Origin of the sequence: Nocardia sp. NPDC058058 (assembly GCF_042885355.1) — a bacterium.
Classification (GTDB): domain Bacteria; phylum Actinomycetota; class Actinomycetes; order Mycobacteriales; family Mycobacteriaceae; genus Nocardia.
Map to the genome: position 1 here is coordinate 3089920 of NZ_JBHVSA010000001.1, position 25235 is coordinate 3115154.

A 25235-nucleotide genomic window follows, 5' to 3' on the forward strand; every position below is an offset into this window, starting at 1 on the left:
ACTTCGCGCCCGCCCCGGAATCGGGGCGGGCGCGAAAGTCTCCGGCGGGTGACTACAGGCCGTGGTTCAGGAAATCGATCACGGCGCGCTCGAAGGCGTCCTTGCGCTCCACCTGCACCCAGTGGCCGCAGCGCGAGAAGATGCGCAGATCGGCATTGGGGAGCTGGCGGGCGGGAAAGAGCGAACCCTCGACCGGGGTGACCCGATCGTCGCGGCCCCACAGCATGAGGACCTCATGTTGCAGGGACTTCAGCCGCGCCCACAATGGCAGCGGCTCAGCCATTTTCGGGTTGTAGAAGGTGGCGTAGGCGTCGCGCAGCGCGGCCTGCCCCTTCGGATCGGCGGCCGCCTTCAGACGGGTGGCGACGAGTTCCTCGGTGAGCGTGGCCTCGTTGAAGACCATGGCACGCAGGAAACCCATGGCGTGCTCGTCGGTGGGGTTGGCGTTGAACTCCATCAATCGCCGAATGCCTTCGGACGGTTCGGGTCCCAGTACATTGACCCCGACGCCGCCCGGGGCCATGAGCACCACGCGATCCACCCGGCCCGGATGATCCAGGGCGATCATGGCCGCGACACCGCCGCCCATGGAATTGCCGAGCAGATGCGCTTTTTCGATACCCAGCTCATCGAGCAGTCCGATCACCGCGTCGGCGGCGATGCGAAGGTAGTTGCGCTCGTACACTTCCGGGCGTCCGCTCGCGCCGAAGCCGGGCTGATCCAGGATGAGGCAGCGGAAGTGCTCGGCCAGAATCGGCAGGTTGTCGCCGAAATTGGCCCAGCCCGAGACGCCAGCGCCGGAGCCGTGCAGCAGTACCAGGGGCGCGCCGGAGCCCGCCTCGTGATACCGCAGTTCATGCCCGTCGACGGTGACCCAGCGCTCGGTATTCTCAACCGTCAGAGTCATTTACAGCATCCGATCCGTGACCTCGAGGCCCATCGCGCCCTTGCCGAACATGGCCAGGGCCCGCTCGACGTCATTGATGGCGTGCACGCTACCCGCGTGCGCGTCGCGCCAGTGCCGCTCGATCGGATTCGGCTTCTTGATGGAATGACCGCCGGAGTTCTTGAACAGCAGATCGATTGCCTCCAAAGCGCGTTCGGTGCCGCGCACCTGATCGCGGCGGGCGCGCAGGCGCACCTCGAACGGAATCTCCTCGCCCGCTTCGGCATAGCGCAGCTGTTCGGTGGTGTTGCGCTCCATCTGGAGAATCGCGGCGTCGATCTCGCTGGCGGCGCGGGCGATTCGCACATGCGCGAACGGATCGTCGGACACCTTCTGGCCGCCGTAGGACAGCCGCACGCGCTCGCGCTGGCGTTCGATATGCGCCTCGTACGCGCCCTCGGCCGCACCGATGATGGGGGCGGTGATGGTGTTGGAGAAGACACTGCCGAACGAGATCTTGTACAGCGGAGCGGTATTCACCTGCTGGCCGGGTCCGATCAGGTTCGCCTGATCGGTGGCGGAGTACATGCGGTAGTCCGGGACGAACGCCTTCTCGATGACGATGTCATTGGAGCCGGTGCCGGACAGGCCGGACACCTGCCACACATCGTCGATGACATAGTCGGTACGCGGCACCAGCACCGTGAAGTAGTCCATGCCCTTATCGGTGGGCAGCAGTGCGCCCAGGAACACCCACTGCGCGTGATCGCAACCCGAGGAGAAGCTCCAGCGGCCGGACATCTCGAACCCGCCCTCGACGGCGGTGAGCTTGCCGGTCGGCGCGTAGGAGGACGACACCCGCACATCCGGATCCGCGCCCCACACATCCTGCTGGGCGCGATCGTCGAACAGCGCCAGCTGCCACGGGTGCGCGCCGAGCACCGAGGTCACCCACGCGGTGGACGGGCAGGCGGTCGCGACCGCGCGCACCACCTGATAGAAGTCCACCGGGGAAGCCTCGTCGCCGCCGAAACGCTTGGGCTGCAACATGCGGAACACCCCGGCCTCGGTGAGTTCGGCGATGCTGGCGTCGGGCACCCGCCGCTGCTCCTCGGCCTGCACCGCGCGTTCCCGGATAGCGGGCAGCAGATCGCGAACCCGATCGAGCACCTTGTTAGTCATGCGGGTGTTTCCTCCTCGTGCAGTGGTTCCTGCACCCGACGCTATGGCGCGCGGCACTATGCCGAGTCGAAAAGTCCCGGTCAACGGAATTGTCGGCAGGTAAATGCCACACCGTCCCGCATTACTTGTGGGCGTACTCCCAGGTGATGTCCTCGTCGAGGGCCTGGCGGATGCGCTCGACGCGGTCGGGGGTCCAGTCGGCGGGTTGGGTTACCGCGGCCCAGCCGTCCAGGACGGTGGTGCCGTAGCGGTGGCCGTGGCCCGACGGGACCTTCTGGGCATGGGCGAGGTCGGCGCTGATCTGCCAGAAGGTGACGATGGGCCACCAGCGGATGGATTTGGAGACGTCCGAGCCGCGGGGTTCCTTCAGCCAGTCGGGCTGGGTGAACAGCAGGTCCGGGGACCACCACACGATCGGGTCCGAGGCGTGCTGGAGGTAGACGATGCGGGGCGAAAGCCATTGCCGGTCGGGGCGTTTCAGGTCATCGGCGGTCGCGCCGAAGCGGACCACCAGACCGTCGGCGTAGATGGGCAGGATTTCCGGGGTGCCCGGATCGCGGCGCTCGGTGATCTGGGTCCACAGCCGGTTCGAATTCGGCGGGCCGACCCACAGCACCCCGTCGACCAGGGTGCGAATGTCATCGAGCCCGGTGAACGCGGCCTCGGAGCCCTGCGAGCCCAGACTCTCCCCGTAGATCAGCAGTTTGGGCCGATGATCCGGCGGCAGTTGCGCCCAGCGCTCATGTACCGCGTGCACCACCAGCCGCCCGGCATTGGCGGCTTTCTCCTTATCGGACAGGAACGACAGCACACTCGGCAGATACGAGTACTGCGTCGCGGCGATCGCACTGTCCCCGCCGTACATGTATTCGATGGAGGCGGCGGTGGTGGAGTCCACCCAGCCGGTGCCGGTGGTGGTCACCACCACCAGTGCCTGGCGGTCCCAGGCATTGGTGCGGTCGAGTTCCTTGACCACCAGGTTCGCGATGTCCTCCTCGGTCTTCGCCGATTCCAGCCCGGCGTACACCCGAATCGGTTCGCGCGCGGGCTTTCCGGTGACCTCCGCGATGCGCTGCGCGGTCGGTGCGTAGGACACGAACCAGCGCCCTTCCGAGCCCAGGGTGTTCCACGGCGCGAGCGATTGCGGACTGCCCGACCGCTCCGGCTGCTGCGGTTGCACCGCCGATGGCGAGGTATTGCTGTTGCGCACGCTGAACGCCGAATTCGCCACGGAGAAAAAGGCTTTCGCCAGCACACCCTGGAACAGCAGCACCGACAGCACCACGATCACCACCACCGCGCCCGGTACCGCGATACCGCGCGGAATCCGCCAATCGATATTGAGCACCCGGATCAGCAGCCGGAAGAGCCAGCGCACCGCGCGGTACGCGCCGACCACCAGCGCCACGGTCGCCGCCGCGAGCAATTCGGTGCGCAGATAGCTGGAGGTGTTGGTCGGGGCCATTCCCATCAGCACCTCGAGGTCGCGCTGCCAGCGTGCCGAGCGCGCCAGCACCGCCGCCGCCCCGACCGCCGCGCCCACCACGATCACCAGCTTGGTGATCTGCCGCGCCCGGTCCGAGGGCTGCCACCGTCCCGCCCATTCCCGCCACGAGGCGGGCAGCCGCGGCCACACCCATTTGCGGAACGCCCACTCCAGGACGCACCCCACCCCGTACCCGATGACCGCGCTGATCCCGCTGACCAGCCCCTGGAAGATCCACTCGCGAGGCAGCAGCGAGGGCGATACCGACCATGCGAAGAAGATGGCCGCCACCACCACCCCGGCATAGTTCGGCCGGACCGCGTGTTCGGCCGCTCGCAGCCAGCCCCAGATCCGCGTGGGCACCGATTCGCCCTGCCGTGGCTCGGTAGTCATACCCGCAGTCTCCCCGCCCTCGGCAACTCTCCGGCTACGCGACACGCCGAGTCCTCGAACCAGCCGCGCGGGGGCATCCGGACCCTGATCCAAATGTGTTGATACCAAATCGATTTCGATACCGGCGACCGGGCCGCATCGGCGCGCGGACCAGCACGGTTCGGAGTAGCGTGCTCGCGCAGAGGTTGGTTTCCACCCGCGCGCATTTGGCAGATGTTGGGCGGCAGGGAAACCGGGGGTCTTTCTCGCCGAAATCTGGGCGTCACCGAACCGGGCTACGATCCGCGCACCACCCGATCGCGCCAAGGTTCGCACCGCTCGGCCGCAGTAGAAGTAGAGAGGAGCGTTGCTATAACGCTTCGGATTTGGCTGAGCAGCGCCGGGGCCGTCAGCGCCCAGGTGATGCGGTTGCTACGAGGAAACCCCGATGGGGTCGATGTCACCATTTACGCCGGAAATGTGGATCCGGAAGCCGTCGCGCTCTCGGTCTGCGATGTGCCGGTCGTCGAACCGCGACATGTCGGGGATGACGAGTACGCCGAGTTCGCGCTGGACTTCTGCCGCGAACACGGGATCGACGTGCTCATCCCGCCGCGCCGGCTGACCGCGCTGGCCGGGCGCGGCGCGGATTTCGCCGCGATCGGCACCAGCCTGATGTGTTCGCCGCTGTCGGCGGTGCAGGTGCTGACCAATAAGGTCTCCACCTACGAATCCGCCGGTGCCGCAGGCATTCCCGTGCCACCGTGGCGGGCGGTGGATACCGCGGAGGGGTTGCTCGCGGCCGTCGAGGAGCTCTCGCTCACCAATGAGTCGCTGTGCGTCAAACCCAGCGGCGAGTATTCGGCCTTCGGCTTCCGCATCCTGCAGGACCGGCCGCTGAGCATGGCCGATCTACTCGCCCCGCCCATGCCGACGGCCTCGGTCGCGGCCGTCGCCGATGCCATGCGGCGCGCCGCCGAACTGGGTGAACGGGTGCCCGAACTGCTGGTCATGCCGTTCCTGGACGGCCCGGAGATCAGCATCGACTGCCTGTCCGCGCCGGGAGGTGAACTGCTGGTTGGCATTCCGCGTTCCAAACAGGGCCGATTCCGCATGCTGCTGGAGGATCCGGCTGCGGTCGCCATCGCGCGCAGGCTGGTCGAACACTTCGAGCTGGCCTACCTGACCAATGTGCAATTGCGCTTCCACAACGGCGAACCCGTACTCCTGGAAGCCAATCCGCGCCCCTCGGCGGGCCTGTTCCAAACCGCCTTCGCCGATGTGAACATGCCCTGGGCAGCGGTTCGCCTACTGCTGCAGGGCGATTCGGGCCTGTGCCACCCACCGCGACTCAATGTCCGGCTCGCGGTGGCCGAAGCCGTCATGGAGGTCACCCCCGCACCCGCCGTCCCGGACCCGTCACCGACCTCGCTGGTCGTCATCAGGTAGGAGCCGGTCGGTATCGAAAGGCGCTAAGCGGGAACAGCATTCAATCCCGCTACGCCGTACGGGCGGCGGCGGTTCCGGCGCGGCGGCCGAAGAAGGTGCCGTCGCCCAGCGAGGTGCCGGAGATGTAGCCGAAGCCGTGCAGGCCGTTGGCCGCACGGCCCGCGGCGAACAGCCCCGGGATGCGGTCACCGTTCAGGTCCAGGACGTGGCCGTCGAGGTCGGTGTGCAGCCCGCCGAGGGTGAAGACCGAGGCCCCGGTGCCGCGGCGGTCGCCCGCTTCGGCGGGCGGGCGGATACCGGCCTTCACATCGATGGCGGCCAGCGGCGGGGTGAGCGGGCGCAGCCAGCGGGCCGCCTTGTGCAGGTCGAGATCCGTTTCGGCCGAAGCGGATTCGTTGTAGCGCGCGATGGCGGCGGTCAGCGAGCCGATCGGGAGGCCGGTGAGTTGTTCGAGTTCGGCGGGGGTTTCGGCGACATGGGTGGGCTGGACGCCCCAGCGCTGGGGTTCGGGGACGTCCTCGAAGCCGTGTTCGTCGACGATCACCCAGACGGCCGAGTCGCCGCCCGCCCAGGCACCGCCCATATTGTTGCGGTAGAGCGCGGCCTGGCCGATGCGGCCGGGATAGGTGTCCTCATTGATGAAGCGCTGACCGCGCGCGTTGACCACCATGCCGCGCGCGGCGAGCCCCGGGATCAGGGACATGCCGACCTGGCCGGAGGACATATGCCGCACGGCCGCGCCGAGCGCCTGGGCCATGCGGATACCGCTGCCGTCGTCGGTGCCCGCGCTGACCTTGGTGTGCCCCAATAGTTCCGGGGCGTGCGCGGTGAGCATGGCGTCGTTGTCGACGAAACCACCGGTGGTGAGGACGACGCCGCGATGGGCGCGGATGGTGATCTCCTTCCCGTACCGCCGCGCGATGACACCCGCGACCACACCGTCGTCGGCGACGATCAGGGTCGTCGCCTGGGTATCGAACAGCGCTGTGGCACCGGCGGATTCGGCCGCGGTCGACAGGCATTCCATCAGCAGTTTGCCGCCGAAGTTCGCGGCGGTGGGCCGATGTCCGCGCGGCGCGGGTGCGGCCAGTTCGGTGAAGGGCCAACTGTTCTCGCCCAGCCACATCAGCCCGTCATCGGTGGGCGGCACCCAGGTCGGCGCATCCCACATGGTCGGCCGGAACGGCACCCCGCGATCCACCAGCCAGTGGAAGTGCTCGACGCTGCCCGCGCTGTATTCGTCGATCTTGGCGGTGTCCGCGCCCGCGCCCATGGCCGCTTTCAGGAAGGCCGCCATGGCCTCCGGGGTGTCCGCGAAGCCGCAGGCCAGCTGGATCGGGGTGCCGCCGCCGAGGTAGATCTCGCCGCCGGACATGGCCGAGGCCCCGCCCGCCCCGCCGGAGCGATCCAGGATGAGCACCCGCGCACCGGTGCGCGCCGCCTCGAAGGCCGCGCTCGCACCCGCCGCGCCGTAACCGACGACCAGTACATCGGTCTCGATGTCGTAGTGGCCCACCTCGACGGCCGCCCGGGGCGTGACCGAATTGCGCGCTGTCATGCCTGCACGGTGCCCGCTCGCACCCGCCGGACATAGCGTCCCATCTTGCTCACCGACTCGCCGATCCCGTTGATCGGGACTGTGACCGGTACCCGGGCAGCGCACTGGGGATGGTGTGTGAACGGCGTCACTGTGGTTGGGGACGCCGCACGAGTTGGAGGAGAGTCAATGCGGATTCTGGTCACCGGAGTCACCGAGCCCAGCGGACGGTCTGTGGCGCGCATGCTGCTGGCCGCCGGGCACGAGGTCGTCGGCCTGGACCGGCAGCGCAGCCGCTATGTGGACCCGCGCGTCGAGGTGGTCGTGGGCGATCTGTCCGATGCGCAGGTGTGCGCCCGGGCCGCCGCCGGTGCGGATGCCATCGTGCATCTGGCGGGCCGCGCGGTCGCCGGGATCGTCACGGCCGCGCACGCGACCGGGTCGCGCCTGGTGATTCCCGTTGCGGCGGGCTCGGATTCAGCGGTCGAACAGATCGTGGCGAACAGCAGCGTGGACGCGCTGATCGTGCGCACCGCCCTGGTCGCCGGTCGCCGCATCGACGGCGGTAGCTGGCGCACGCTGGAGAATCTGGCCGGTGCGCGCGGCGATACCGCGTTGCAGGTGCTGCACTACGACGATCTGGAGCGCTTCCTGGTGCTGGCCGCGCTGTCCCAGCGCACCGGGACCGTGGGCCTGGCCGCCCCCGGCGAGGTCTCCGGTGACGACGTGCGCAAGGCCCTGGCCGATGAAGGCGTCAAATACTCCGCGTGGCTGCCCCGTTCGGCCGCGAACCGCACGCTGGTCGATACCGTCGCCGCCCGCGAGGACTGGGGTTTCCGCTTCGGCTGGACCGCGCGCGAGACGATCGCCGATGTGGTGCGCGGCCTGCACGGTCGCAAGGCCTCCGGCTCCGGTATCCGCAGTCGCCGCGGCGCGATCCCGCTGCCCGCGCACGTGGTGCCGCAGAACGCGCCCACCTCCGATGGCTACAAGCTGAAAACCTCTGCGCCCGAAGGCCTTCAGGGCGAGTTCGACGATCTGATGGACGACCGCATCCCGGTCTTCACCGCCACCAACACCTCCGAGGCGCTGCCCGGCCCGCTCACCCCGCTCACCATCGACCTGCAGGCGGGCGCCATCCGCCTGGGCAATGAGGCGATGGGCCATATGATCGCCATCGAGGGTGTGGCACTGGAACATTGGGTGTCCCGGGTGACCGGCGTCATGGGCCACAATATGTACATCAACGCCTCCATCGGCGTGTTCTCCGCCGAGAATATGCCGGGCTGGGATGAGGAGAGCGTGCGCCGCGATGTCTACGGCGCCATCGGCGATGTGGAACTGCACCCCAAGGGCCGCCCGGCCATGGCCAGCGGTTTCGCCGCCCGCCTGGGCACCTTCAAGGCGCTGGGCCGGGTCGGCGCGACCGCGCTGAGCTTCCGCAAGACCGCCGAGCTGATCAATGCCGCCTCGCATGCGGAAGCCCTTGACCGCGACCGCATTTCCGAGCTCACCGATGAACAGCTGCATGCCCGCGCCCTGCTGTGGCGGGACCGCCTGAACCAGGCGTGGCAGGCCGCCTCCATCGGCGTCATGATGACCGGGGCCGCCACCGCCGCGCACAAGGGCGAGGTGAAGATCAATCTGGAGCGGCTGGAATCGGCGAAGACCATGCTGGCCGTGGAACGGCTGGCGGCGTTGTGCCGCAAGGATTCCGGACTCCAGAACATCGCCAAGAGCGGTGATGTCGGCGCGGCCCGGGAGAAGTCGCCGGAGTTCGCCAAGGCCCTGGATCAGGAACTGGCCCGGATCGGCCATCGCGGCCCGGGTGAGTGCGAACTCATCAACGCCACCTTCGGTGATCGCCCCGAACTGCTGGTGACCGCCGCCGGTCGCGCCGCGGAAATGCCCGCGCCGCATCGGGAACCGGTCGCCGATCCGACCGGCCGCACCGCGAAGATGGCGGTCGGCGCGACCGTCTACCGCGAGCGCGCCCGCGATGCCGTTGTGCGCGTTACCAATTGCCTGCGCCTGGTCACCCAGGAGCGCGCGGCGCGCCTGATCAAGGCGGGCAAGCTCACCGAGATCGAGGATTCGGCGTTCCTGACCCTCGATGAGATCCTCTGGGCCCCGGCGGATCTGAAGGAGCGCGTGGCACGCCGCCGCGCGGAGCGGATCCGCTTCCAGGGCATCCGGATGCCCGATGTGATCAACGGTGTCTGGGAGCCCGAGGAGATCTCCGGCGCACTACCGGTCGGCGAGACCCTCACGGGTCTGGGCGTGAGCCCCGGCGTGGTCGAGGGCGTCGTCAAGAAGGTGCTGTCGCTGGACGACGATATCGAGCCCGGCGACATCCTGGTCGCGGCCGTCACCGATACCGGTCACACCGCCATGTTCGGGTACGCGGGCGCGGTGGTCACCGATATCGGCGGCGCCGCATCGCATGCCGCGATCGTGGCCCGCGAATTCGGCGTGCCCTGCGTGGTCGATACCAAGACCGCCAGCACCAGCCTGAAGGACGGGCAGCGGGTGCGGGTCGACGGCGCGGCGGGCACCATCACCCTGCTCGCCGACGCCGAATAACCGCGCCGTCGCAATTCGATTCCCGCTCACCGGGACCCGATGCCCGGCCACCGAGCAGTTCGCCGGGATCTCATCGGCCGTACCCGATCCCGTCGACGATGCCTATGAGCCTGCTCTGGCCCGGCATCCGGGCGAGCAGGCTCCGGGCAAGCCACGAGCGGGCCCATGAACCCGGGCCGGATACCCACTATCCGGCCCGTGATGGAAAGGAAAAATCGATAGTGACGATTTCGCGCGCAGTACGCGGCACCCTGACAGGTGTGGCCGCCGCGCTGATCACCGTCTTCCCGATCGCGATGACCCCCGCGACGGCCGCACCGATCGCGATCGCGCACCAGGCTCCGATCGGTGTGGACTTCAAACTCCAGGCCGCCCCCAACGCCCGTGACATCGGCGGCGTGACCGCGCAGAACGGCAAGATCAAGGCGGGCCTGGTGTTCCGCGCCGACGCGCTGAACCGGCTCACCGACGCCGATCTGTCCACGCTGACCGCCGCGGGCATCACCAAGGTGATCGACTTCCGCAGCCCGACCGAGAGCGGCGCCAACCCGGACAAGCCGCTGCCCGCCGGGATCACCGGTCTGAAGCTGCCGATCTACGATCCGGCCAACGACTTCTACGTGTTCTTCGGCAAGCTCGTACAGGGCGGTCCGGACGCGCAGCAGGCCGCGCTCGGCGACGGCAAGGGCGCGCAGTACATGCGCGACTACTACAAGTGGATGATCACCGACGCCACCTCGCGTGGCCAGTTCGGGCAGGCGCTGAAGGAGATCGCCACCACCTCCGGCGGCGTGCTGTACCACTGCACCGCCGGTAAGGACCGCACCGGTCTGATGACCGCGTTCCTGATGAATATCCTGGGCACCCCGCAGGCGCAGATCAACAGCAACTTCCTGCTGTCCAACGATCGCCTGGCGGCCGGCAACAAGGCCACCCTGGACGCGCTGGTCGCCCAGGGCCTGGTCAAGGATCGCACCCTGTTCGAGCCCGTGCTGGGCGTGCAGCAGGACTTCCTGGACGCGGCGCTGACCCAGGCCGTGGCGTCCTACGGTTCGATGAACGATTTCATCTCCAAGGGTCTGGGCGTGGACGCGCAGACCGTGAAGCTGCTGCAGGACAAGCTGATCGAGAAGGGTGGCATCTCCACCGGTTCGTTCGGTAGCTAGTCGCTGAACCACCGAATGCCGGCGCCACGTGTGGGATGGCGCCGGCATTCGCGTATCCGGGGACACTCCGAAGGCCGCATGTCCGGGACACGCGGCCCCGGCACGTGCGAAAATTCGCACGGTGCAGGAGATCTGGCAGCTCGACGGGCGGCGCACCCGCTCGATCAGCGCGGAGAACCCCACCGGCGAGCCCGGTGCGGGCGGCCGTGCCATCTCCGGGACCGGGGCGTTCGCGGCCGCCGGACTGGGCCGCGGCTGGAAGGTCTCGCCCTCGGTCGATATCGAACCCGGACAAACCGTCACACTCGCCGATATCACCGGACCCGGTGTGATCCGGCATATCTGGCTCACCACCGATCGCACGCTGCTGCGGCACTTCACCCTTCAGGTGTATTGGGACGGTGCGGCCGAACCCGCGATCGCGGTACCGCTGGGCGATTTCTTCTGCAACGGCTGGGACCAACTGGCACTGGTCAATTCGCAGATGATCGTGGTGGCCCCGGCTGGCGGGCTGAACAGCTACTGGCCCATGCCGTTCGGCGCGCACGCGCTCATCACGCTGCACAATGGCGCGGAACGCACCGTACCGGTGTACTACCAGATCACCTATCTGGAAGAAGACGTGCCCGATACCGCCGGATATCTGCATACCCGTTGGCGCTGTAGTGATCCGCTCGGCTCCCCCGCGGTGCATCCGCTCGTCGAAGTCGTGGGCGGACCGGGCCGCTATGTGGGCACCTATTTGGCCATCGAACCGCGGGTGCCCGGCTGGTGGGGTGAGGGCGAGCTCAAGTTCTATCTCGATGACGACGATGAATTCCCGACCATCTGCGGCACCGGTACCGAGGATTATTTCGGCGGCGCTTGGAATTTCGATCTCAACGGCGCGCAAGTACCGTACTCGACACCCTATCTGGGGCTGGTGCAGGTGCAGCCGCGCGATCGCATCTACGAACCGCAGCAGCGATTCGGCATGTACCGCTGGCACATTCCCGATCCGATCTGTTTCGAACGCGGTCTGCGCGCCACCGTGCAGGCGCTGGGCTGGCGCGAGGACGGGCACTATCTGCCGCTGGAACACGCGCATGTTTCGACCACCGCACTGTGGTACCAATCGGTTCGTTGATCCCCCACTCCCCCTAATTCCGCCCGCAATCAGGACGAAATGAGATCGACGTTGTGATTGCTATTGGGTAAAACGCGCCGACCGGGCGGTGATCGGGTGCATGGTATTTGTATGCGCGCGTTAGTCGTCGAGAAGCCCGCGAAGTTCTCGGTCGAAACAGTGCCGGATCCCACGCCGGGGGCGGGGGAAGCGGTGGTTCGGGTCGATGCCGTCGGGATTTGTGGTACGGATATCCATATCGTCGAGGGGGAATTCCCGCCGACGCCCTATCCGATCATCCCGGGACACGAATTCGCCGGGGAGATCGTGGCTCTCGGTCCGGGCGAGGCCGGGGTGCGCGTGGGTGATCGAGTGGCGGTCGATCCCTCACTGTTCTGCGGTCGCTGTCATTACTGCGCGATCGGGCGCGGCAATCTCTGCGAGAACTGGGGCGCCATCGGCGATACCGTCGACGGCGCGATGGCCGAGTACGTGAAAGTGCCCACCGCCAACTGCTATCGGCTACCCGGGCACCTGTCCGCCGCGCACGGCGCACTGGTGGAACCGCTCTCCTGCGCCGTGCACGGATTCGATGTGCTGCCAAGGCAACTGGGTTCGCACTATCTGATCTACGGCGCGGGCACCATGGGGCTGCTCATGCTGCAATTGGCGATCGCGGCCGGGGCGGCCTCGGTATCGATGGCCGATACCAATCCGGATCGGCTCGCGGTCGCGCGCACGCTCGGCGCGGACGCGGCCGCGGTCTCCGCCGACGATATGGATCGGCCGCAGGGCTGGGAGATCGTCATCGATTGCAGCGGAACGATTGCCGCCATCGAGGACGGGCTGTCGCGGGTGCGGCGCGGCGGCACCTATCAGCAGTTCGGGGTGGCGGCGGCCGACGCGCGCGCGGTCATCTCCCCGTTCCGCGTGTACAACGACGAGATCACCATTGTCGGTTCGATGGCGGTCCTGCACAGTTTCGGGCGAGCCGTGGATCTGCTCGGCGAAGGCGTCATCGACGCCGACACCATGATCACCCACGATTTCGCGCTCGACGAATTCGGTGATGCCCTGCGGACTTTCCGCGCGGGCACCGGCCGCAAAATCCAGCTGCATCCCGGACGGGCGGCACGATAGGGACGGGTAGGGGCCAATGACGGTCGTTGCCGGAGTGGACTCTTCGACGCAATCCTGCAAACTTGTGGTGTGCGACGCCGACACCGGAACGGTGTTGCGGCAGCGGCAGATACCGCATCCCGAGGGAACGGAAGTGGCACCCGCGCTGTGGTGGGACGCGCTACGTTCGGCGTGCGATCGCATGATGCGCGACGTCGAGGCGATCGCGGTCGCGGGACAGCAGCACGGGCTGGTCGCGGTGGATGTCGCGGGCGTGCCGGTGCGGGACGCGCTGCTGTGGAACGACACTCGCTCCGCCGAGGCGGCAACACAACTGGTGTCCGAATTGGGCGGGCCGCAGGCGTGGGCCGATGCGGTGGGCAGTGTGCCGCTGGCCGCGCACACCGTGGCCAAACTGCGCTGGTTCGCCGATCACGAACCCGAACTCGCGGACCGCACCGTGCGGGTGCTGCTGCCGCACGACTATCTGACCTGGCAGTTGCGCGGCGGGCATCCCGAGGAGGAACCGACCACCGATCGCGGGGAGGCGTCCGGGACCGGATACTGGTCGCCCGCCACCGGACACTATCGAACGGACCTGCTGTCCATGGCTTTACGCGGGCGCACGCCCGGACTGCCCCGGGTGCTCGATCCGGCCGAGGTGGCCGGGCATACGCCGGGTGGGCGGCTGGTCGCGGCCGGAACCGGCGACAATGCCGCCGCCGCACTGGGATTGGGCATCGGCGACGGTGATGTGGTGGTCTCGCTGGGTACCAGCGGCACCATCTTCACCCGGTCCACCCAGCCCAGCGCCGACGCCACCGGGGCGGTCAACGGGTTCGCCGACGCGACCGGGGCCTTCCTGCCGCTGGTGTGCACGCTCAATGCCGCTCGCGTGCTGGACGCGACCGCCACCCTGCTCGGCACCGATATCTCCGGGCTGGAAGTGCTTGCCGCGCAATCCCCGGCGGGTGCGGACGGTCTGACCCTGCTCCCGTACCTCACCGGTGAGCGCACGCCGAATCTGCCGAACGCCACCGGCAGCCTGCACGGCCTGCGCCCGGCGACCATGCGCCCGCATCATCTGGCCCGGGCCGCCATCGAGGGCATGCTGTGCAATATCGCCGACGCCTTCGACCGCCTGCCCACCACGCCGCGCCGGATCCTGCTCATCGGCGGCGCGTCCCGGTCCCGGCTGATCGCGCACGCCGCGGCCACCATCTTCGGCCGCACGGTCGCGGTCCCCAATCCGGGCGAATATGTGGCCTTGGGCGCGGCCCGGCAAGCCGCCTGGGCGCTGCGCGGCGGACCCCGCCCGCCGCGCTGGCCGATGGCGCAGCCCACCGAATTCCACACCGCCACACCGGCGACCGGCGCGGCGATCCGCGAACGCTACGCCACCATTCGAGACGCCTACTACAACTGAGCCACCGGCCGCATCAGCGTGCGATCATCCGTCGTCCCGGCACACTTTCGGCCGGGATCCACGCCCATGTCTATCCGAACACCACGTCTATCCGAACACCACCGGATCGTCGGAAAGGAATTCCTCCCAGGTGCGCTGGCGCTCCAGATAGGTGCGCAGTGCGTCCCGGGTGATCTCCTGCTTCGATCGCCCCTCCAGTGCCGCTTGCGCATGTAGCGCAGCCTCTTCTTGCTCATTGAGCCGCAACGTCCATGCCACGGCGCAAGTTGTACCACTTCCGGGCCGCCCTGTCTGCCGATCCGAGGTCGGGCGCAACCGGCGGGTAACCAGCGACTGAACTATCGGAACCGGGGCGGCGGCGCATCGGGGCGGGCACGCCGGAAGGCTCGAACCTGTCGGTGGTGAAAGCTACTGTCGCCCATACCTGCAACGAGATCGAGGAGTGGTCATGGATTCTCTCGAACGGATCATCCGGGTGAACGACGTCGACCTGTGTGTGGCGAGCGCCGGGGATCCGGGCGATCCGGCCATCGTGCTGTTGCACGGTGCGGGGGAATCGCTGGTGGCGTGGGAACCGGGATTCGTCGAGCGACTGGCGGCGGGCGGACGCCATGTCGTCCGGGTGGACAGCCGCGATGCCGGGCGCTCGACCACCTTCCCGGTGGGCGAACCCGGTTACGGATTGGGCGATCTGGTGGCCGACACCGCCGCGCTCATCCGGGAACTCGGGATCGGGCGGGCGCATCTGGTCGGCATGTCACAGGGCTCGGCCGTCGCGCAACTGCTCACGCTGGATCATCCCGAACTCGTCGCGAGTCTCACCATCGCCTCCGGTACACCGGGCGGTCCGGGCCATACCCAATCGGATCTACCCGGTATCTCACCGGAACTGGAGAAGTATTTCGCCGCCGAGGAACCGGCTCCGGACTGGGCCGACCGCAATGCGGTGGTCGCCTATCTGGTCGAGGCGATGCGCCCGTTCGCGGCGCACTCCCGGCCGTTCGACACCGACGCACAGCGCGCACAGGCCGAGCTCGTGGTGGACCGCGCGGCGAATATCGCCGCCCAGCTCACCAACCCGTATCTCATCGACGCCGGGCAGCCCTGGCGAGATCGCCTCGGCGACATCGCGATCCCCACCCTGGTACTGCACGGCGATGAGGATCCGCTCTTCCCGATCGAGCACGGCCGCGCCCTGGCGGCCGAGATTCCCGGCGCGCGCTTCGTACCGCTGGAGCGGACCGGCCACGAAACCCTGCCCGCGCACACCTGGGATGCCGTCGTGCCCGAGATCCTTTCGCATACCGCCTGATTCCCGTCGCCCCCGCCGGATCACCCGGTGGCACATCGCCGGACGCGACGATTCATCCGGCGGCGCGGTGCTGTTCCGCCGCGAGGAAATGCGCGGTGGCCCGGGTGGATTCATAGAGGCTGCGGTAGTGGCGGTAGTAGGGCGCGTATCGAGCCGTATTCCCCGGATCCGGCTCGATGGTGGTGGTGATCGGGTTCCAGCCGGAGGTATCCAGGCCGATGGCCTCCGCCGCCACCAGGGCATCACCGAGCGATGCGCCGATGGTGTCGGCGGGGAGTTGCTGTGGGAGACCGGTGATATCGGAGATGATCCGGGTCCACAGCCCGCCCTTGGTGCCGCCGCCGACCGCGACCAAACGTGTCGGCGTACCGCCCGCGGCGGTCATGGCTTCGAGATTGTGGCGGACGCCGTAGCCGATGCCCTCCAGGATCGCGCGGTAGATATCGGCGCGCTGATGGGTCAGGGTCAGGCCCGCGATGATGCCCCGGGCATCGGGATCGAACAGCGGGGTGCGCTCGCCCGCGAAATACGGCAGCACCAGCAGACCCCGGCTACCCGGCGGGACATTCGCCGCCTCGTCGACCAGGTCGGTGAAATCACCGCCGGACAGGGTGCGGAACCAGTCGGTGACCGCGCCCGAGGTGGCCATGCCCGCGGCGGATGTGTATGTGCCGGGCCAGGTTCCGCAGGTGGTCCACAGACCCGGATGCGGACTGGGCGCGGTGAGCACCTGGGTGAGGAACAGGGTGGTGCCGTACATGATCATGACGTCGCCGGGGGCGCGGACGCCGACGCCCGCGGCTTCGGCCCAGGCGTCGATGGTGCCGGTGGTGACCGGCAGACCGGCCGGAAGTCCGGTCGCCGCCGCGGCTTCCGGGGTCACCCGGCCGACTATCTCGGTGGGCCAGGCCAATTCGGGCAGTGGCAGGCCGGGGGCGACCGAATCGGCCCAGTCGGTGGCCCAGGTGCGGGCAATCAGGTCGTACATGGGCACGCACTGGCTGGCCGATTGATGGTCCAGCACATAGCGGCCGGTCAGTCGATGCACCAGGAATGAACTGGCCATCAACAGCATTCGGGTCTGCCCCCACACCTGCGGCTCATGCCTTGCCAGCCAGCGCAGTTTCGGGCCGACGGCCTGGCTGGTGAGCGGTGAGCCACAGCGCTCCAGCACCGTGTCCGCGCCCAATTCCGCTGTCAATTCCTCGATTTCGATGCCCGCGCGGGTGTCGACGCCGTACAGGATGGCCGGTCGCAACGGCCGCCCGGCCTGATCGGCGGGCAGCAGGCAGGGTCCGATACCGCTCACCGCGATGCCGTCGATGCTCGCGCCGCCGGACGCGGCAACCAGCTCGCGCGCGATGGCCACGAAGTCCGCCCACCACACCGTCTCCGCGTCATGTTCCACCCAGCCCGGGCGCGGCGTCGAAACACCGTGCGGCCGTTCGACTCGCACCGTCACCATGCCGTCGTGGTCGACGAGTACGCCCTTGGATCCGGAGGTCCCGATATCGATCCCGAGCAGCATGTCAGCCCGCCCTGGTGAACTCGTCCACCGTGACATCGAGCAGTTCGCACGCCGCTCGCACCGTCGCCCGGTGATCACCCGGTACGGCGTGAATGTGATTGGCCCCGAAGCGGGATAGGAAATCCCCGGCGGGCGCGTCCAGCCGGGCGAAGGCGTGCGGCCATTCGAGCGTGGACTGCTTCATCAGCTCCTCGTTGGTGGCCTCGTCATAGGTCTCGAAAGCACCGAGCATCAACTGCATTCGGTACTGCCCGTCCTTGCGGGTGAGCCTGGCCAGGGTCATCTGTCCGGGTGCGGCCAGATGATGCACCGACGCACCGCCCGCCGGGAAGAAGAACACCTCCGGGTACAGGTGCACGCGCGCCAGATTCTCCGCCGGATCGTCGCTGCGCGCCGCGAACCAGGTGGCGTGCTGTCCGGAATTGCACAGATCCCAGATATCGCGATCGGCGTGATAGTGCCGCACATCGGCGAAAAGCACCGGCGTGCCACTGATCTGCTTGAGCAGCTGCATGGTGAGCGCACCGTCCATATCGGCCTCGGTGGCGCAGACATGGGTCTGTTTCGGCCCGTTCCAGTCGTACGGATCGTTCAGGAACGCCTCGGTGACATCCATGGTGGCGAAATATTGGGTGAGCTCGGGCTGACCCTTGATGCCGGAGAAATCCAGGTGCCATTCGGCGATCAGATCGCGCATGGCCAGGTATGAGCGAATCTGCCGCTCCAGCAGTTCGGGGGTCAGCTTGACGCCGTCGTAGTGCACCCCGGCGGTAGTGCGCTCCAACCACTCTCGCGCACCCTTGGCCTCACCGGCGTCGGCGAGATCGGCGCGGCGCACGATCTCCCACTGATCGATCTCCTCCACGTCGACGCCGAATATCCGCTGCCACTGATCGGTATTGGCGACGGCGGTGTTCATACCCATGGGCCGCCCGCCGATGCGCCCGAAGGTGGTGCCGCGCAGGCTTTCCACCGCCGCGGCCGCGCCGGCGCGCACCCCTATCGCGGCGATGAGTTCGGCATCGCCCGGATCGCCCCACAGCCGGGTGTGCGCCCGCCCGATCTGATCCAGCGCGCCCCCGGCGGCCAGCATGCCGACCATGCCCGGCTGCACCGGATCGATATTCGACAGCAGCAGTAGCGGACTCGTCAGCTGTCCGGCCGCGAGCATGGTGAAGTGCGGGAACGCCCACACCGCGTAGTGCAGTACGACGAGGTCGACCCCGGCCGCCTGCACCTGCCGGGCCACCGCGACCGCCTGCCGATTGCCACCCACCGGTTCGCGCCCCCGCACCACCGTGTGACCGGCCGCGGTGAGTTCGGCTACCAGCCGATCCTCGGTCGTACGAATGAATCCGACGATTCCCCCGTGCACATAGTCACGTCCATCGGAAATGCTGATAACGCCGATCCGGGCCATTGCCTTGCCTCCCCGCGGTGGGTGGACACTCGACTCCCCTTCAGAATCCCAGTTCCCCGGGCCTCATACGCCCGAATCCGGAAGATCGACCGCGCGCGGGAAGCGCAAGGGCGCGAGCCAGACTCCGCGCTGCCCCCAGCCCGCGTGCGTGATCCAGTACTGCCCGCCATCGCACACCACCTCGGCGGCGTGGGCCGGGATATGCGCCACGCGGTCGGCGGGCCGGAAGTGAAAAGGGCTGTCACCGTGAAAGATCTCGGTGCCGGTGTAGTCCGGGCGCGGTCCGATGAACAGGTACCAGTCATTGCCGTCGCGCAGCACGAAGGGCGATTCGGTCGGTCCCGCCTCGGTGCCCGCGGCCGGATCGGTGTAGGCGATGCGGCGCTCGCCCCAGTGCAGCAGATCGGTGCTGGTGCGGTAGGCCACTACGTGATGGCCGCCCGCGGGAGATGCGGTGGCGCAGTAGTACATCACCCATTCGCCGCCGATGCGCAGCACCATGGGGTCGCGGGCGTCGTAGCCGTCGCGGAACAGCGGTTCGGGGTGGCGCGTCCACGTGAACAGGTCCGTCGAGGTCGCCAGGCGCATGGCGGTGGCGGTGCGATCGGGGCCGCCGCTGTCGTAGAACATGACGTAGCGATCATCGTGGCGGACCACGAACGGGGCCCACAGATGGGTCTCACCGCGTTCGCGATCGACGGTCAGGGCCGGAATGCGCTGTGCCCAAGGGCCGCTCAGGCGCTTGGCGGTGGCATGCGCGAAGACGGTTTCGTCGAAGGGGTTCGCGGGTTCGCGATGGGTGATTCCGAACAGGTGCCACAGCCCGGCCGCATCGCGGATCACGGTGTGGTCGTTGACATACCAGCGCCCGCCCGCGCGCTCGGGCTCGAAGATCCGCCGAAAGCGTCCGGCCGTAATCCCCCGGGTCATGGTTCCAGTGTGCGGGATTCAGCGGCGCTTGAAGAGCGATCTGCTCGCCAGATCCCGGTCCACCGCGAGCAGGTACGCCACCGAGGACTGTTCGCGCAGTGCGCGCCTGGCCTTGAGGCGGCCCGCCACATACGGGGCGATGGTGAGCGTCAGTCCGGCCGCCGCGACCACGGGTTGTCCGGCCGCCGCGGCGAAGCCGCCGACCACGGTGCCGGACGCGCCCGTGAGATCCACCTTGAGGCCGAGCATGCCGGTACCGGATTCGAGGCCGAATCCGCGTAGCGCCCGGCGTAGTTCATCGAGCTGCGGTTTGGTGGTGGCGCGGTAGACGCTGTGCAGATGCGCGTGCGCGGCGACCGGACTCTCGATCGCGCCGATCCGGGCCAGCTCCTCGGCGAGCGATCCGACGTGTTTTCGGAAGGCGGCGAGTTCGGCGGCATGGCGTTCGCGGAAATCGATCAGCGTGCGAACGGGCACCTCGGCGATATTCACCGGCCGCAGTACCGCTTCGACCGCGATGTGGATGTAGGCGTGATCGATATCGCCGATGGCGGGCCGGGCCGCGCCCTTGTCCAGCAGCAGTTCGTACAGTCGGTCCAGGGTACCGACGGCACTGTGCGCGTCCCGGTCGTCGGTGACCGGGCAGAGCAGCGCGTTCTCGGTCACCGCGTCGGCGAGCGCGGTCAGGTAGATGCGCGCGAAGACCGGGTGCAGGCCGACATGGGTGACGCCGTCCTCATCCTGGACCACCGCCAGTTCCGCCTCGACCAGCGAGAGCAGCAGCGCGTGCGCGATCTTGCGTCCGGCATCGCCGGCGTACACCCACACCAGACCCGGATATCTGTCGCGCAGCCCCGCCGATCGGGGTTGCGGCGGGGCCGCGAGCGCACCGTGCACGCCGAAGCGATCACGCAGCTCCGCGCCACCGAGTTCGACGATCTCGCCGAACACCTTGCCCACCGTGCCCAGATCCCGCTCGCTCGGCTCCAGATCGAACAGGAAATCCGATTCCGCCGTCAGCTCCCGCACCAGGTCGGAATCGGCGTCCATGGCCAGTCGAGGCCGTATCCGCCCCACCTGGTCCCAGGTCAGCATGGCCAGCTTGAGCCAGTCCTCGCTACGGAAACGCATCCATGGGTAGTACAGCGCAATCGTCGACACCGACCCAGCATGACAGCTCATTCAACCCGCCGGATCAAGATTCTTTGCGACTCCCGTTGCGCGCCAGCACATTCGAATTCACAGATGCACAGTCGGCATGCGGGCCGCAAACCCCTGCCGAGCTAGGACACAAGCTGACCTAATTGGGTTCGACAATGGATTCATGACGGAGATCTCGCTGCGCCAACTCAACCGGACGCTGCTCACGCGGCAAATGCTCGCCGAGCGCGTCACCATGCCCGCCGCCGACCTCATCAGCCATCTGGTGGCCGTGCAGGGGCAGGAGGCGAACTGGCCGTTCATCGGACTGTGGACCCGGCTCACCGATTTCCGCACCGCCGAACTGGATTCGCTGCTGCGCGACCGGACCGTCGTGCGCGCCACCATGATTCGCCGCACCGTGCACCTGGCCACCGCCGACGACTACCGCTGGCTCTACCCCACCATCCGGCCGGCGGTGGAGTCGATGCTCCAGGTCGCCTACTACCGCGAAGCGGTCGAACACCTCGATCACGCCGAGTTGCGCACCGCCGGAAGGAATCTGCTCACCGGTCGCACCCTGACGCGCACCGAGATCAGCAAAACCCTCGCCGAACAGTTCCCCAGCCCGTATCCCGAGCGCCTGTCCTCCGCGCTCGGATTGCTCACCCCCGTGGTCCATTACGAGGAAGCGGGCGTCTGGGGAGCGTGGCGCAACCGCCGCGTCTCCATCGCCCTCGCCGAGGAATTCCTGGGCGCTCCCCTGGCGGCTCCGGCCCCGGAGACGATGATCCTGCGCTATCTGGCCGCCTTCGGCCCCGCTACCGTCGCCGACGTCCAATCCTGGTCCGGTACAACCAAGCTGGCGGAGGTGATGGCGCGGCTGCGCCCTCGCCTGCGGGTGCTGCGCGACGAGTCCGGTCGCGAACTCTACGACCTCCCCGATACCCCGCTGGCCGATCCGGACCTGCCCGTCCCCGTGCGATTCCTGCCCGCGTTCGACAATGCCCTGCTCGGCCACAAGGACCGCCGCAGGGTGATCGGCGACGCGGACCGCACCCGGATAGCCAAGATCGCCTCGGGCGGTGTGCCGATGTACCTGGTCGACGGATTCGTGCACGGCCGTTGGGATCTCGACGGCGAAACCCTCCGGGTGACGCCGTGGCATCCCCTCACCCGGGCCGCCGAGGCGGCGGTGTACGCGGCCGCGCAGGAGTTGCTACCGGCGCTGCTCCCCGGCGGCACCGGGGACATCCGCGTCACGCCCGCGTAGGCGCGCGTCAGGCGGGATCGACCATGGCCGCGCGGAACTCCCGCAGTTCGGCTTCCGAAAGACCGTTCGCCAGCAGCCACTTCGCCGCCCCGCCGTGATCGGCGTACAGGTTCTCCAGGAAGCCGAGCATCACCTGCGGGGTGATGGCCAGGATGCCGGTATTCGCCTGCGGGAGACCCGCGTACGAGGGCAGCGCGTCCAGCCGGTCGCGGACCCGCTGCATGCGCTCATTGGTCAGGGCGTAGTCGGCGGCGATCACCTCGGCGGGCACGCCCGCCGCGTCGAGCAGGATCGCGGCCAGCACACCGGTGCGGTCCTTGCCCGCGGCGCAGTGGAACAGCACCGAGCGGCGGTCCGGATCGATGATCAGCCGGACTGCCTCGACAATGTGGTCGCCGCTGCCCGACAGCAGTTGACCGTAGAGGTCGGTGAGGTCGACCCGGGTCTTGTCGGGGACCAAATCCCGTGCTGCCAAGGAGGACTGGGGCGACTTGCGGATGGGCAGGTTGGCGATGTGCACCGCCGCGTCGCCGAACAGGCCGTAGCCTTCGCGTTCCACCTCGTCGGGCAGGCGCAGATCGATGATGGTGCGCAGGCCCAGGGGTTCCAGCAGCTGGGCCAGATCGGCGCGGGTGGCCTGCTGGAGGGTGCTGGAGCGGTAGACCACGCCGTAGCGGGTGGTGCCGCCGCCGGTTACCGGGAGGCCGCCGAGATCACGGACATTGTCGATCTCGGCGAAGTCGATCCAGCGCGAGACGGCCATGGCGGCCGCGGGATCAGTGGGCACGACCGGCCGCCGCTTCCTCGGCGCGGGTGAGACCGCACAGGCCGATGAGGTCTTCGTGGAGTTCGAACCAGACGGTGTGGTAGCTGTCCATGATGGGGCGGGCCACGTAGGTGTGATCGCCCTCGGCGATGCGCTCGACCGCGCGGTCGAGGCGGTCGGTGTAGCGGGTCAGGCGCGGGGCCAGGGTGCCCAGGCGCCGCACCAGCGGGCGCAGGGCGCGGTGGGTTTCGGCCAGGCGCGCGAGCACCGCCGCGTCGTAGTCGGCATCACCGTGATCGTTCACCGTGGCCGGATCCTTCATCTGCCAATCGGTGATGATGACCTTGAGATCGGCGTTGTAGACGCAGAATTCGTCGTAGGCGGTGGTGAGCGCCGCGGCGTCGACGGTGCCGCGCTCCTCGGTGAGAAGCTGCTCCAGGCGGGGACGGCCCGCGGGGGTGAGGCGGAAACCGGCGGGCGTGTTGGCACACAGGCCCGCGTCCACCAGACCGGCGCAGTGCGTGGCGATTTCGGTCGCGTCGGCGAACAGGCTGAGTGCGAGGTTGTCGGCGTTCACGCGGCCCTTGATGCCGACCAGGCGCAGTAGCGCGAGTTCGGTAATGGGGGCGTGCGCGGCCGAAACCTGCTCCTGCTCAGTGCTTTCGGACCCGGTGGCGCGCTCCTCCAAGCGCTGGGCGAGCTGATCGTCGGCCACATCCGCCCACTGGGCGAGCTGTGCGACATCGGCGAGAATCACCTGTTCGACCGGCTTGGCGACGATCTCGCCGTCCAGCACGAGTCCGGCCCCGCCGTCGACGGTGACCGTGCGGCCGACCAGCACGTCCACCACGCCCGGACCACAGCCGACCACGCAGGGGCGGCCGAGTTCGCGGCTCACCAGCGCGGCATGCGAAGTGGTGCCGCCCAATTCGGTGACGATGGCGCGCGCGGCGATCATGCCGTGCAGATCGTCCGGACTGGTGGTGGGACGCACCAGGATGACGTCCTCTCCCGCTTCGGCGCGGGTCTCGGCCTCATCGGGATCGGTGACGACAACACCGGAAGCCAGTCCGGGACAGGCGGATTCGCCGCGCGCCAGGGGTTCGCGACCGGCGGTGTCACCGGAGGCCGGGCGCAGCACCTCGCGGACCTGATCGGCGGTGATACGATCCAGGGCCTCATCGGCGCTGATCAGGCCCTCGGCCACCATGGCGACCGCGGTGCGCACCGCGGCCCGCGCCGAACGCTTGGCCGCGCGCGACTGCAACATCCACAGGGTCCCGGATTCCACGGTGAATTCGATGTCCTGCATATCGCGGCCGTCGCGCTCGAGCAGTTCGGTGGCGGCGATCAGGCGCTCGTGCACCGCGGGCTGGGTGGCGGCGAGGTCATCGAGCGGGCGCGGGGTGAGGCGGCCCGAGACCACGTCCTCGCCCTGGCCGCCGACCAGCCATTCACCGTAGACCGGTCCGTCGCCGGTGTTGGGGTTGCGGCTGAACAGCACGCCGGTGCCCGATTCGGCATCGAGATTGCCGAACACCATGGCCTGCACGGTGACCGCGGTGCCGAGGGTGTCCGGCACCCCGCGATTGCGGCGATAGGTCTTGGCGCGCGCGGAATCCCACGACCGGAACACCGCCTCGATGGCCCCGCGCAGCTGCGCCCAAGGGTCCACCGGCACATCGCCGTTCGCGTCCCCGAGCACGGTCTCGCGGTACTGGTGCACGAAGCGCGCGCGAGTGTCGTCGGCGTACGCCGGATTACCGGTCTCCGCGGCGAGCGCGCGCTGCACCGCATCGGTCATACCGAGATTCAGGACGGTGTCCATCATGCCGGGCATGGAGATGGCCGCACCCGAGCGCACCGACACCAGCAGCGGCCGCTCGGCGGATCCGAACCGCCGCCCGGTCCCGCGCTCGATCCCGGCGATGCCCGCCCGCACCTGCTCCCAGATCCGCGCCGCGATCGCACCGCGTTCGGTGTAGTCGGCCCAGCCCGCCGTGGTGATCACGAACGCGGGCGGCACCGGCAGTCCGAGGGCCCGCATGTGATTGATGCTCCACGCCTTGCCACCGATCCGCTGCCGCGACAGCTCGACCGCGCCGTCGAGTTCGACAACGGTCACGGCGTCGGCCGCCACATCGGGTCGCTGCGCAAGCTCCGCTCCGGCGCTCATGTCACTCCTTCGATGTTCTGAATTCATCAGCACTCCAGCGCTCGCCGCTCACCGCGGCCTGCGGGGCCGAACCGCACGCCAACAGCTGCGGTCATCTCTCTGCCATCGAGCGTGCCGCGTGACCCCCCTCACCCCCAACCCGCATCCCGTTGACCGGAATTACAGAACGTTCAAAAACGCACGCCCCAAGTTCGCGGCCCGGCTCGGTTCTGGACTGACGGAGAGAAGGAGCGCAGCGACTGAACGGAGGAGGGAAGAACCGAGCCATCGGGGGCCGCGAACCGCCCGGAGCGAAGCGGAGGGCAAATTGGATACGGCACGGCCGGTCAGCGGGATGGCACTGTCAAAACGGGCATCGGGGACTGGGGCTTGGGGCAGG

General features: G+C 68.4%; 19 protein-coding genes. 8 read left to right on the forward strand and 11 right to left on the reverse strand.

Annotation, left to right across the window (positions count from 1 at the left end; translation table 11 throughout):
* Nucleotides 1-52: 52 nt before the first annotated feature.
* From ACFVUS_RS14455 to ACFVUS_RS14465, 3 genes are all read right to left on the reverse strand, one after another.
* Nucleotides 53-907, reverse strand: a complete 855-nt coding sequence (locus ACFVUS_RS14455; RefSeq protein WP_387765092.1) for an alpha/beta fold hydrolase — start codon at nt 905-907, stop codon at nt 53-55.
* Nucleotides 908-2068, reverse strand: a complete 1161-nt coding sequence (gene hsaA, locus ACFVUS_RS14460) for a 3-hydroxy-9,10-secoandrosta-1,3,5(10)-triene-9,17-dione monooxygenase oxygenase subunit (RefSeq protein ID WP_387765094.1) — start codon at nt 2066-2068, stop codon at nt 908-910.
* A gap of 121 nt (nt 2069-2189) precedes the next feature.
* A complete protein-coding gene (locus ACFVUS_RS14465; protein WP_387765096.1) occupies nt 2190-3947 on the reverse strand; it encodes an alpha/beta hydrolase in 1758 nt (585 codons plus the stop codon).
* Nucleotides 3948-4349: 402 nt separating this feature from the next.
* On the opposite strand from ACFVUS_RS14465, the gene ACFVUS_RS14470 reads away from it, so the two are divergent.
* A complete protein-coding gene (locus ACFVUS_RS14470) occupies nt 4350-5375 on the forward strand; it encodes an ATP-grasp domain-containing protein (protein WP_387765098.1) in 1026 nt (341 codons plus the stop codon).
* A 49-nt stretch (nt 5376-5424) separates the two neighbouring features.
* Here ACFVUS_RS14470 and ACFVUS_RS14475 read toward each other — a convergent pair whose 3' ends face one another.
* Nucleotides 5425-6933, reverse strand: coding sequence for an FAD-dependent oxidoreductase (locus ACFVUS_RS14475; RefSeq protein WP_387765100.1), 1509 nt, complete (start codon nt 6931-6933; stop codon nt 5425-5427).
* A 168-nt stretch (nt 6934-7101) separates the two neighbouring features.
* On the opposite strand from ACFVUS_RS14475, the gene ACFVUS_RS14480 reads away from it, so the two are divergent.
* The 5 genes from ACFVUS_RS14480 (at nt 7102) to xylB (ending at nt 14311) form a co-directional block, all read left to right on the forward strand.
* Entirely contained in the window at nt 7102-9495 is a 2394-nt protein-coding gene (locus tag ACFVUS_RS14480; RefSeq protein WP_387765102.1) for a PEP-utilizing enzyme, read from the forward strand.
* A 221-nt stretch (nt 9496-9716) separates the two neighbouring features.
* Nucleotides 9717-10661 (forward strand): tyrosine-protein phosphatase, encoded by a 945-nt coding sequence (locus ACFVUS_RS14485; RefSeq protein WP_387765104.1) that lies wholly within the window; start codon nt 9717-9719, stop codon nt 10659-10661.
* Nucleotides 10662-10782: 121 nt separating this feature from the next.
* Complete coding sequence (locus tag ACFVUS_RS14490) at nt 10783-11787, forward strand: glycoside hydrolase family 172 protein (protein ID WP_387765106.1); 1005 nt, start codon at nt 10783-10785, stop codon at nt 11785-11787.
* Between the two features lie 111 nt (nt 11788-11898).
* Nucleotides 11899-12906, forward strand: a complete 1008-nt coding sequence (locus ACFVUS_RS14495) for a zinc-dependent alcohol dehydrogenase family protein (protein WP_387765108.1) — start codon at nt 11899-11901, stop codon at nt 12904-12906.
* Between the two features lie 16 nt (nt 12907-12922).
* The gene (gene xylB, locus ACFVUS_RS14500) at nt 12923-14311 is read left to right on the forward strand and encodes a xylulokinase (protein ID WP_387765110.1); all 1389 of its coding nucleotides are present in this window, start codon (nt 12923-12925) and stop codon (nt 14309-14311) included.
* 87 nt (nt 14312-14398) lie between these two features.
* Here xylB and ACFVUS_RS14505 read toward each other — a convergent pair whose 3' ends face one another.
* Nucleotides 14399-14569 carry a CopG family transcriptional regulator gene (locus ACFVUS_RS14505; protein ID WP_364629662.1) on the reverse strand — a complete coding sequence of 57 codons (171 nt, stop codon included), beginning with the start codon at nt 14567-14569 and terminating at the stop codon, nt 14399-14401.
* 190 nt (nt 14570-14759) lie between these two features.
* On the opposite strand from ACFVUS_RS14505, the gene ACFVUS_RS14510 reads away from it, so the two are divergent.
* Nucleotides 14760-15623 (forward strand): alpha/beta fold hydrolase, encoded by an 864-nt coding sequence (locus tag ACFVUS_RS14510; RefSeq protein WP_387765113.1) that lies wholly within the window; start codon nt 14760-14762, stop codon nt 15621-15623.
* Between the two features lie 52 nt (nt 15624-15675).
* Here the strand turns inward: ACFVUS_RS14510 and ACFVUS_RS14515 are convergent, their stop codons facing one another.
* From ACFVUS_RS14515 to ACFVUS_RS14530, 4 genes are all read right to left on the reverse strand, one after another.
* A complete protein-coding gene (locus ACFVUS_RS14515) occupies nt 15676-17151 on the reverse strand; it encodes an FGGY-family carbohydrate kinase (RefSeq protein WP_387765115.1) in 1476 nt (491 codons plus the stop codon).
* Between the two features lies 1 nt (nt 17152).
* On the reverse strand, nt 17153-18571 hold the full coding sequence (locus tag ACFVUS_RS14520; protein WP_387765117.1) for an L-fucose/L-arabinose isomerase family protein: 1419 nt from the start codon (nt 18569-18571) through the stop codon (nt 17153-17155).
* Nucleotides 18572-18634: 63 nt separating this feature from the next.
* Nucleotides 18635-19501, reverse strand: a complete 867-nt coding sequence (locus ACFVUS_RS14525) for a glycosyl hydrolase family 32 (RefSeq protein WP_387765119.1) — start codon at nt 19499-19501, stop codon at nt 18635-18637.
* 18 nt (nt 19502-19519) lie between these two features.
* Nucleotides 19520-20632, reverse strand: coding sequence for a DUF6236 family protein (locus ACFVUS_RS14530; protein WP_387765121.1), 1113 nt, complete (start codon nt 20630-20632; stop codon nt 19520-19522).
* Nucleotides 20633-20825: 193 nt separating this feature from the next.
* On the opposite strand from ACFVUS_RS14530, the gene ACFVUS_RS14535 reads away from it, so the two are divergent.
* Nucleotides 20826-21914, forward strand: coding sequence for a winged helix DNA-binding domain-containing protein (locus ACFVUS_RS14535; protein WP_387765123.1), 1089 nt, complete (start codon nt 20826-20828; stop codon nt 21912-21914).
* A gap of 7 nt (nt 21915-21921) precedes the next feature.
* On the opposite strand, the gene ACFVUS_RS14540 is transcribed toward ACFVUS_RS14535, so the two are convergent.
* Both ACFVUS_RS14540 and ACFVUS_RS14545 read right to left on the reverse strand, forming a co-directional pair.
* Nucleotides 21922-22701, reverse strand: a complete 780-nt coding sequence (locus ACFVUS_RS14540; protein ID WP_387765125.1) for a tyrosine-protein phosphatase — start codon at nt 22699-22701, stop codon at nt 21922-21924.
* The gene (locus ACFVUS_RS14545) at nt 22691-24856 is read right to left on the reverse strand and encodes a pyruvate, phosphate dikinase (protein WP_387765127.1); all 2166 of its coding nucleotides are present in this window, start codon (nt 24854-24856) and stop codon (nt 22691-22693) included. Before ACFVUS_RS14545 ends, ACFVUS_RS14540 begins: the two co-directional genes overlap by 11 nt.
* Nucleotides 24857-25235: the final 379 nt, after the last annotated feature.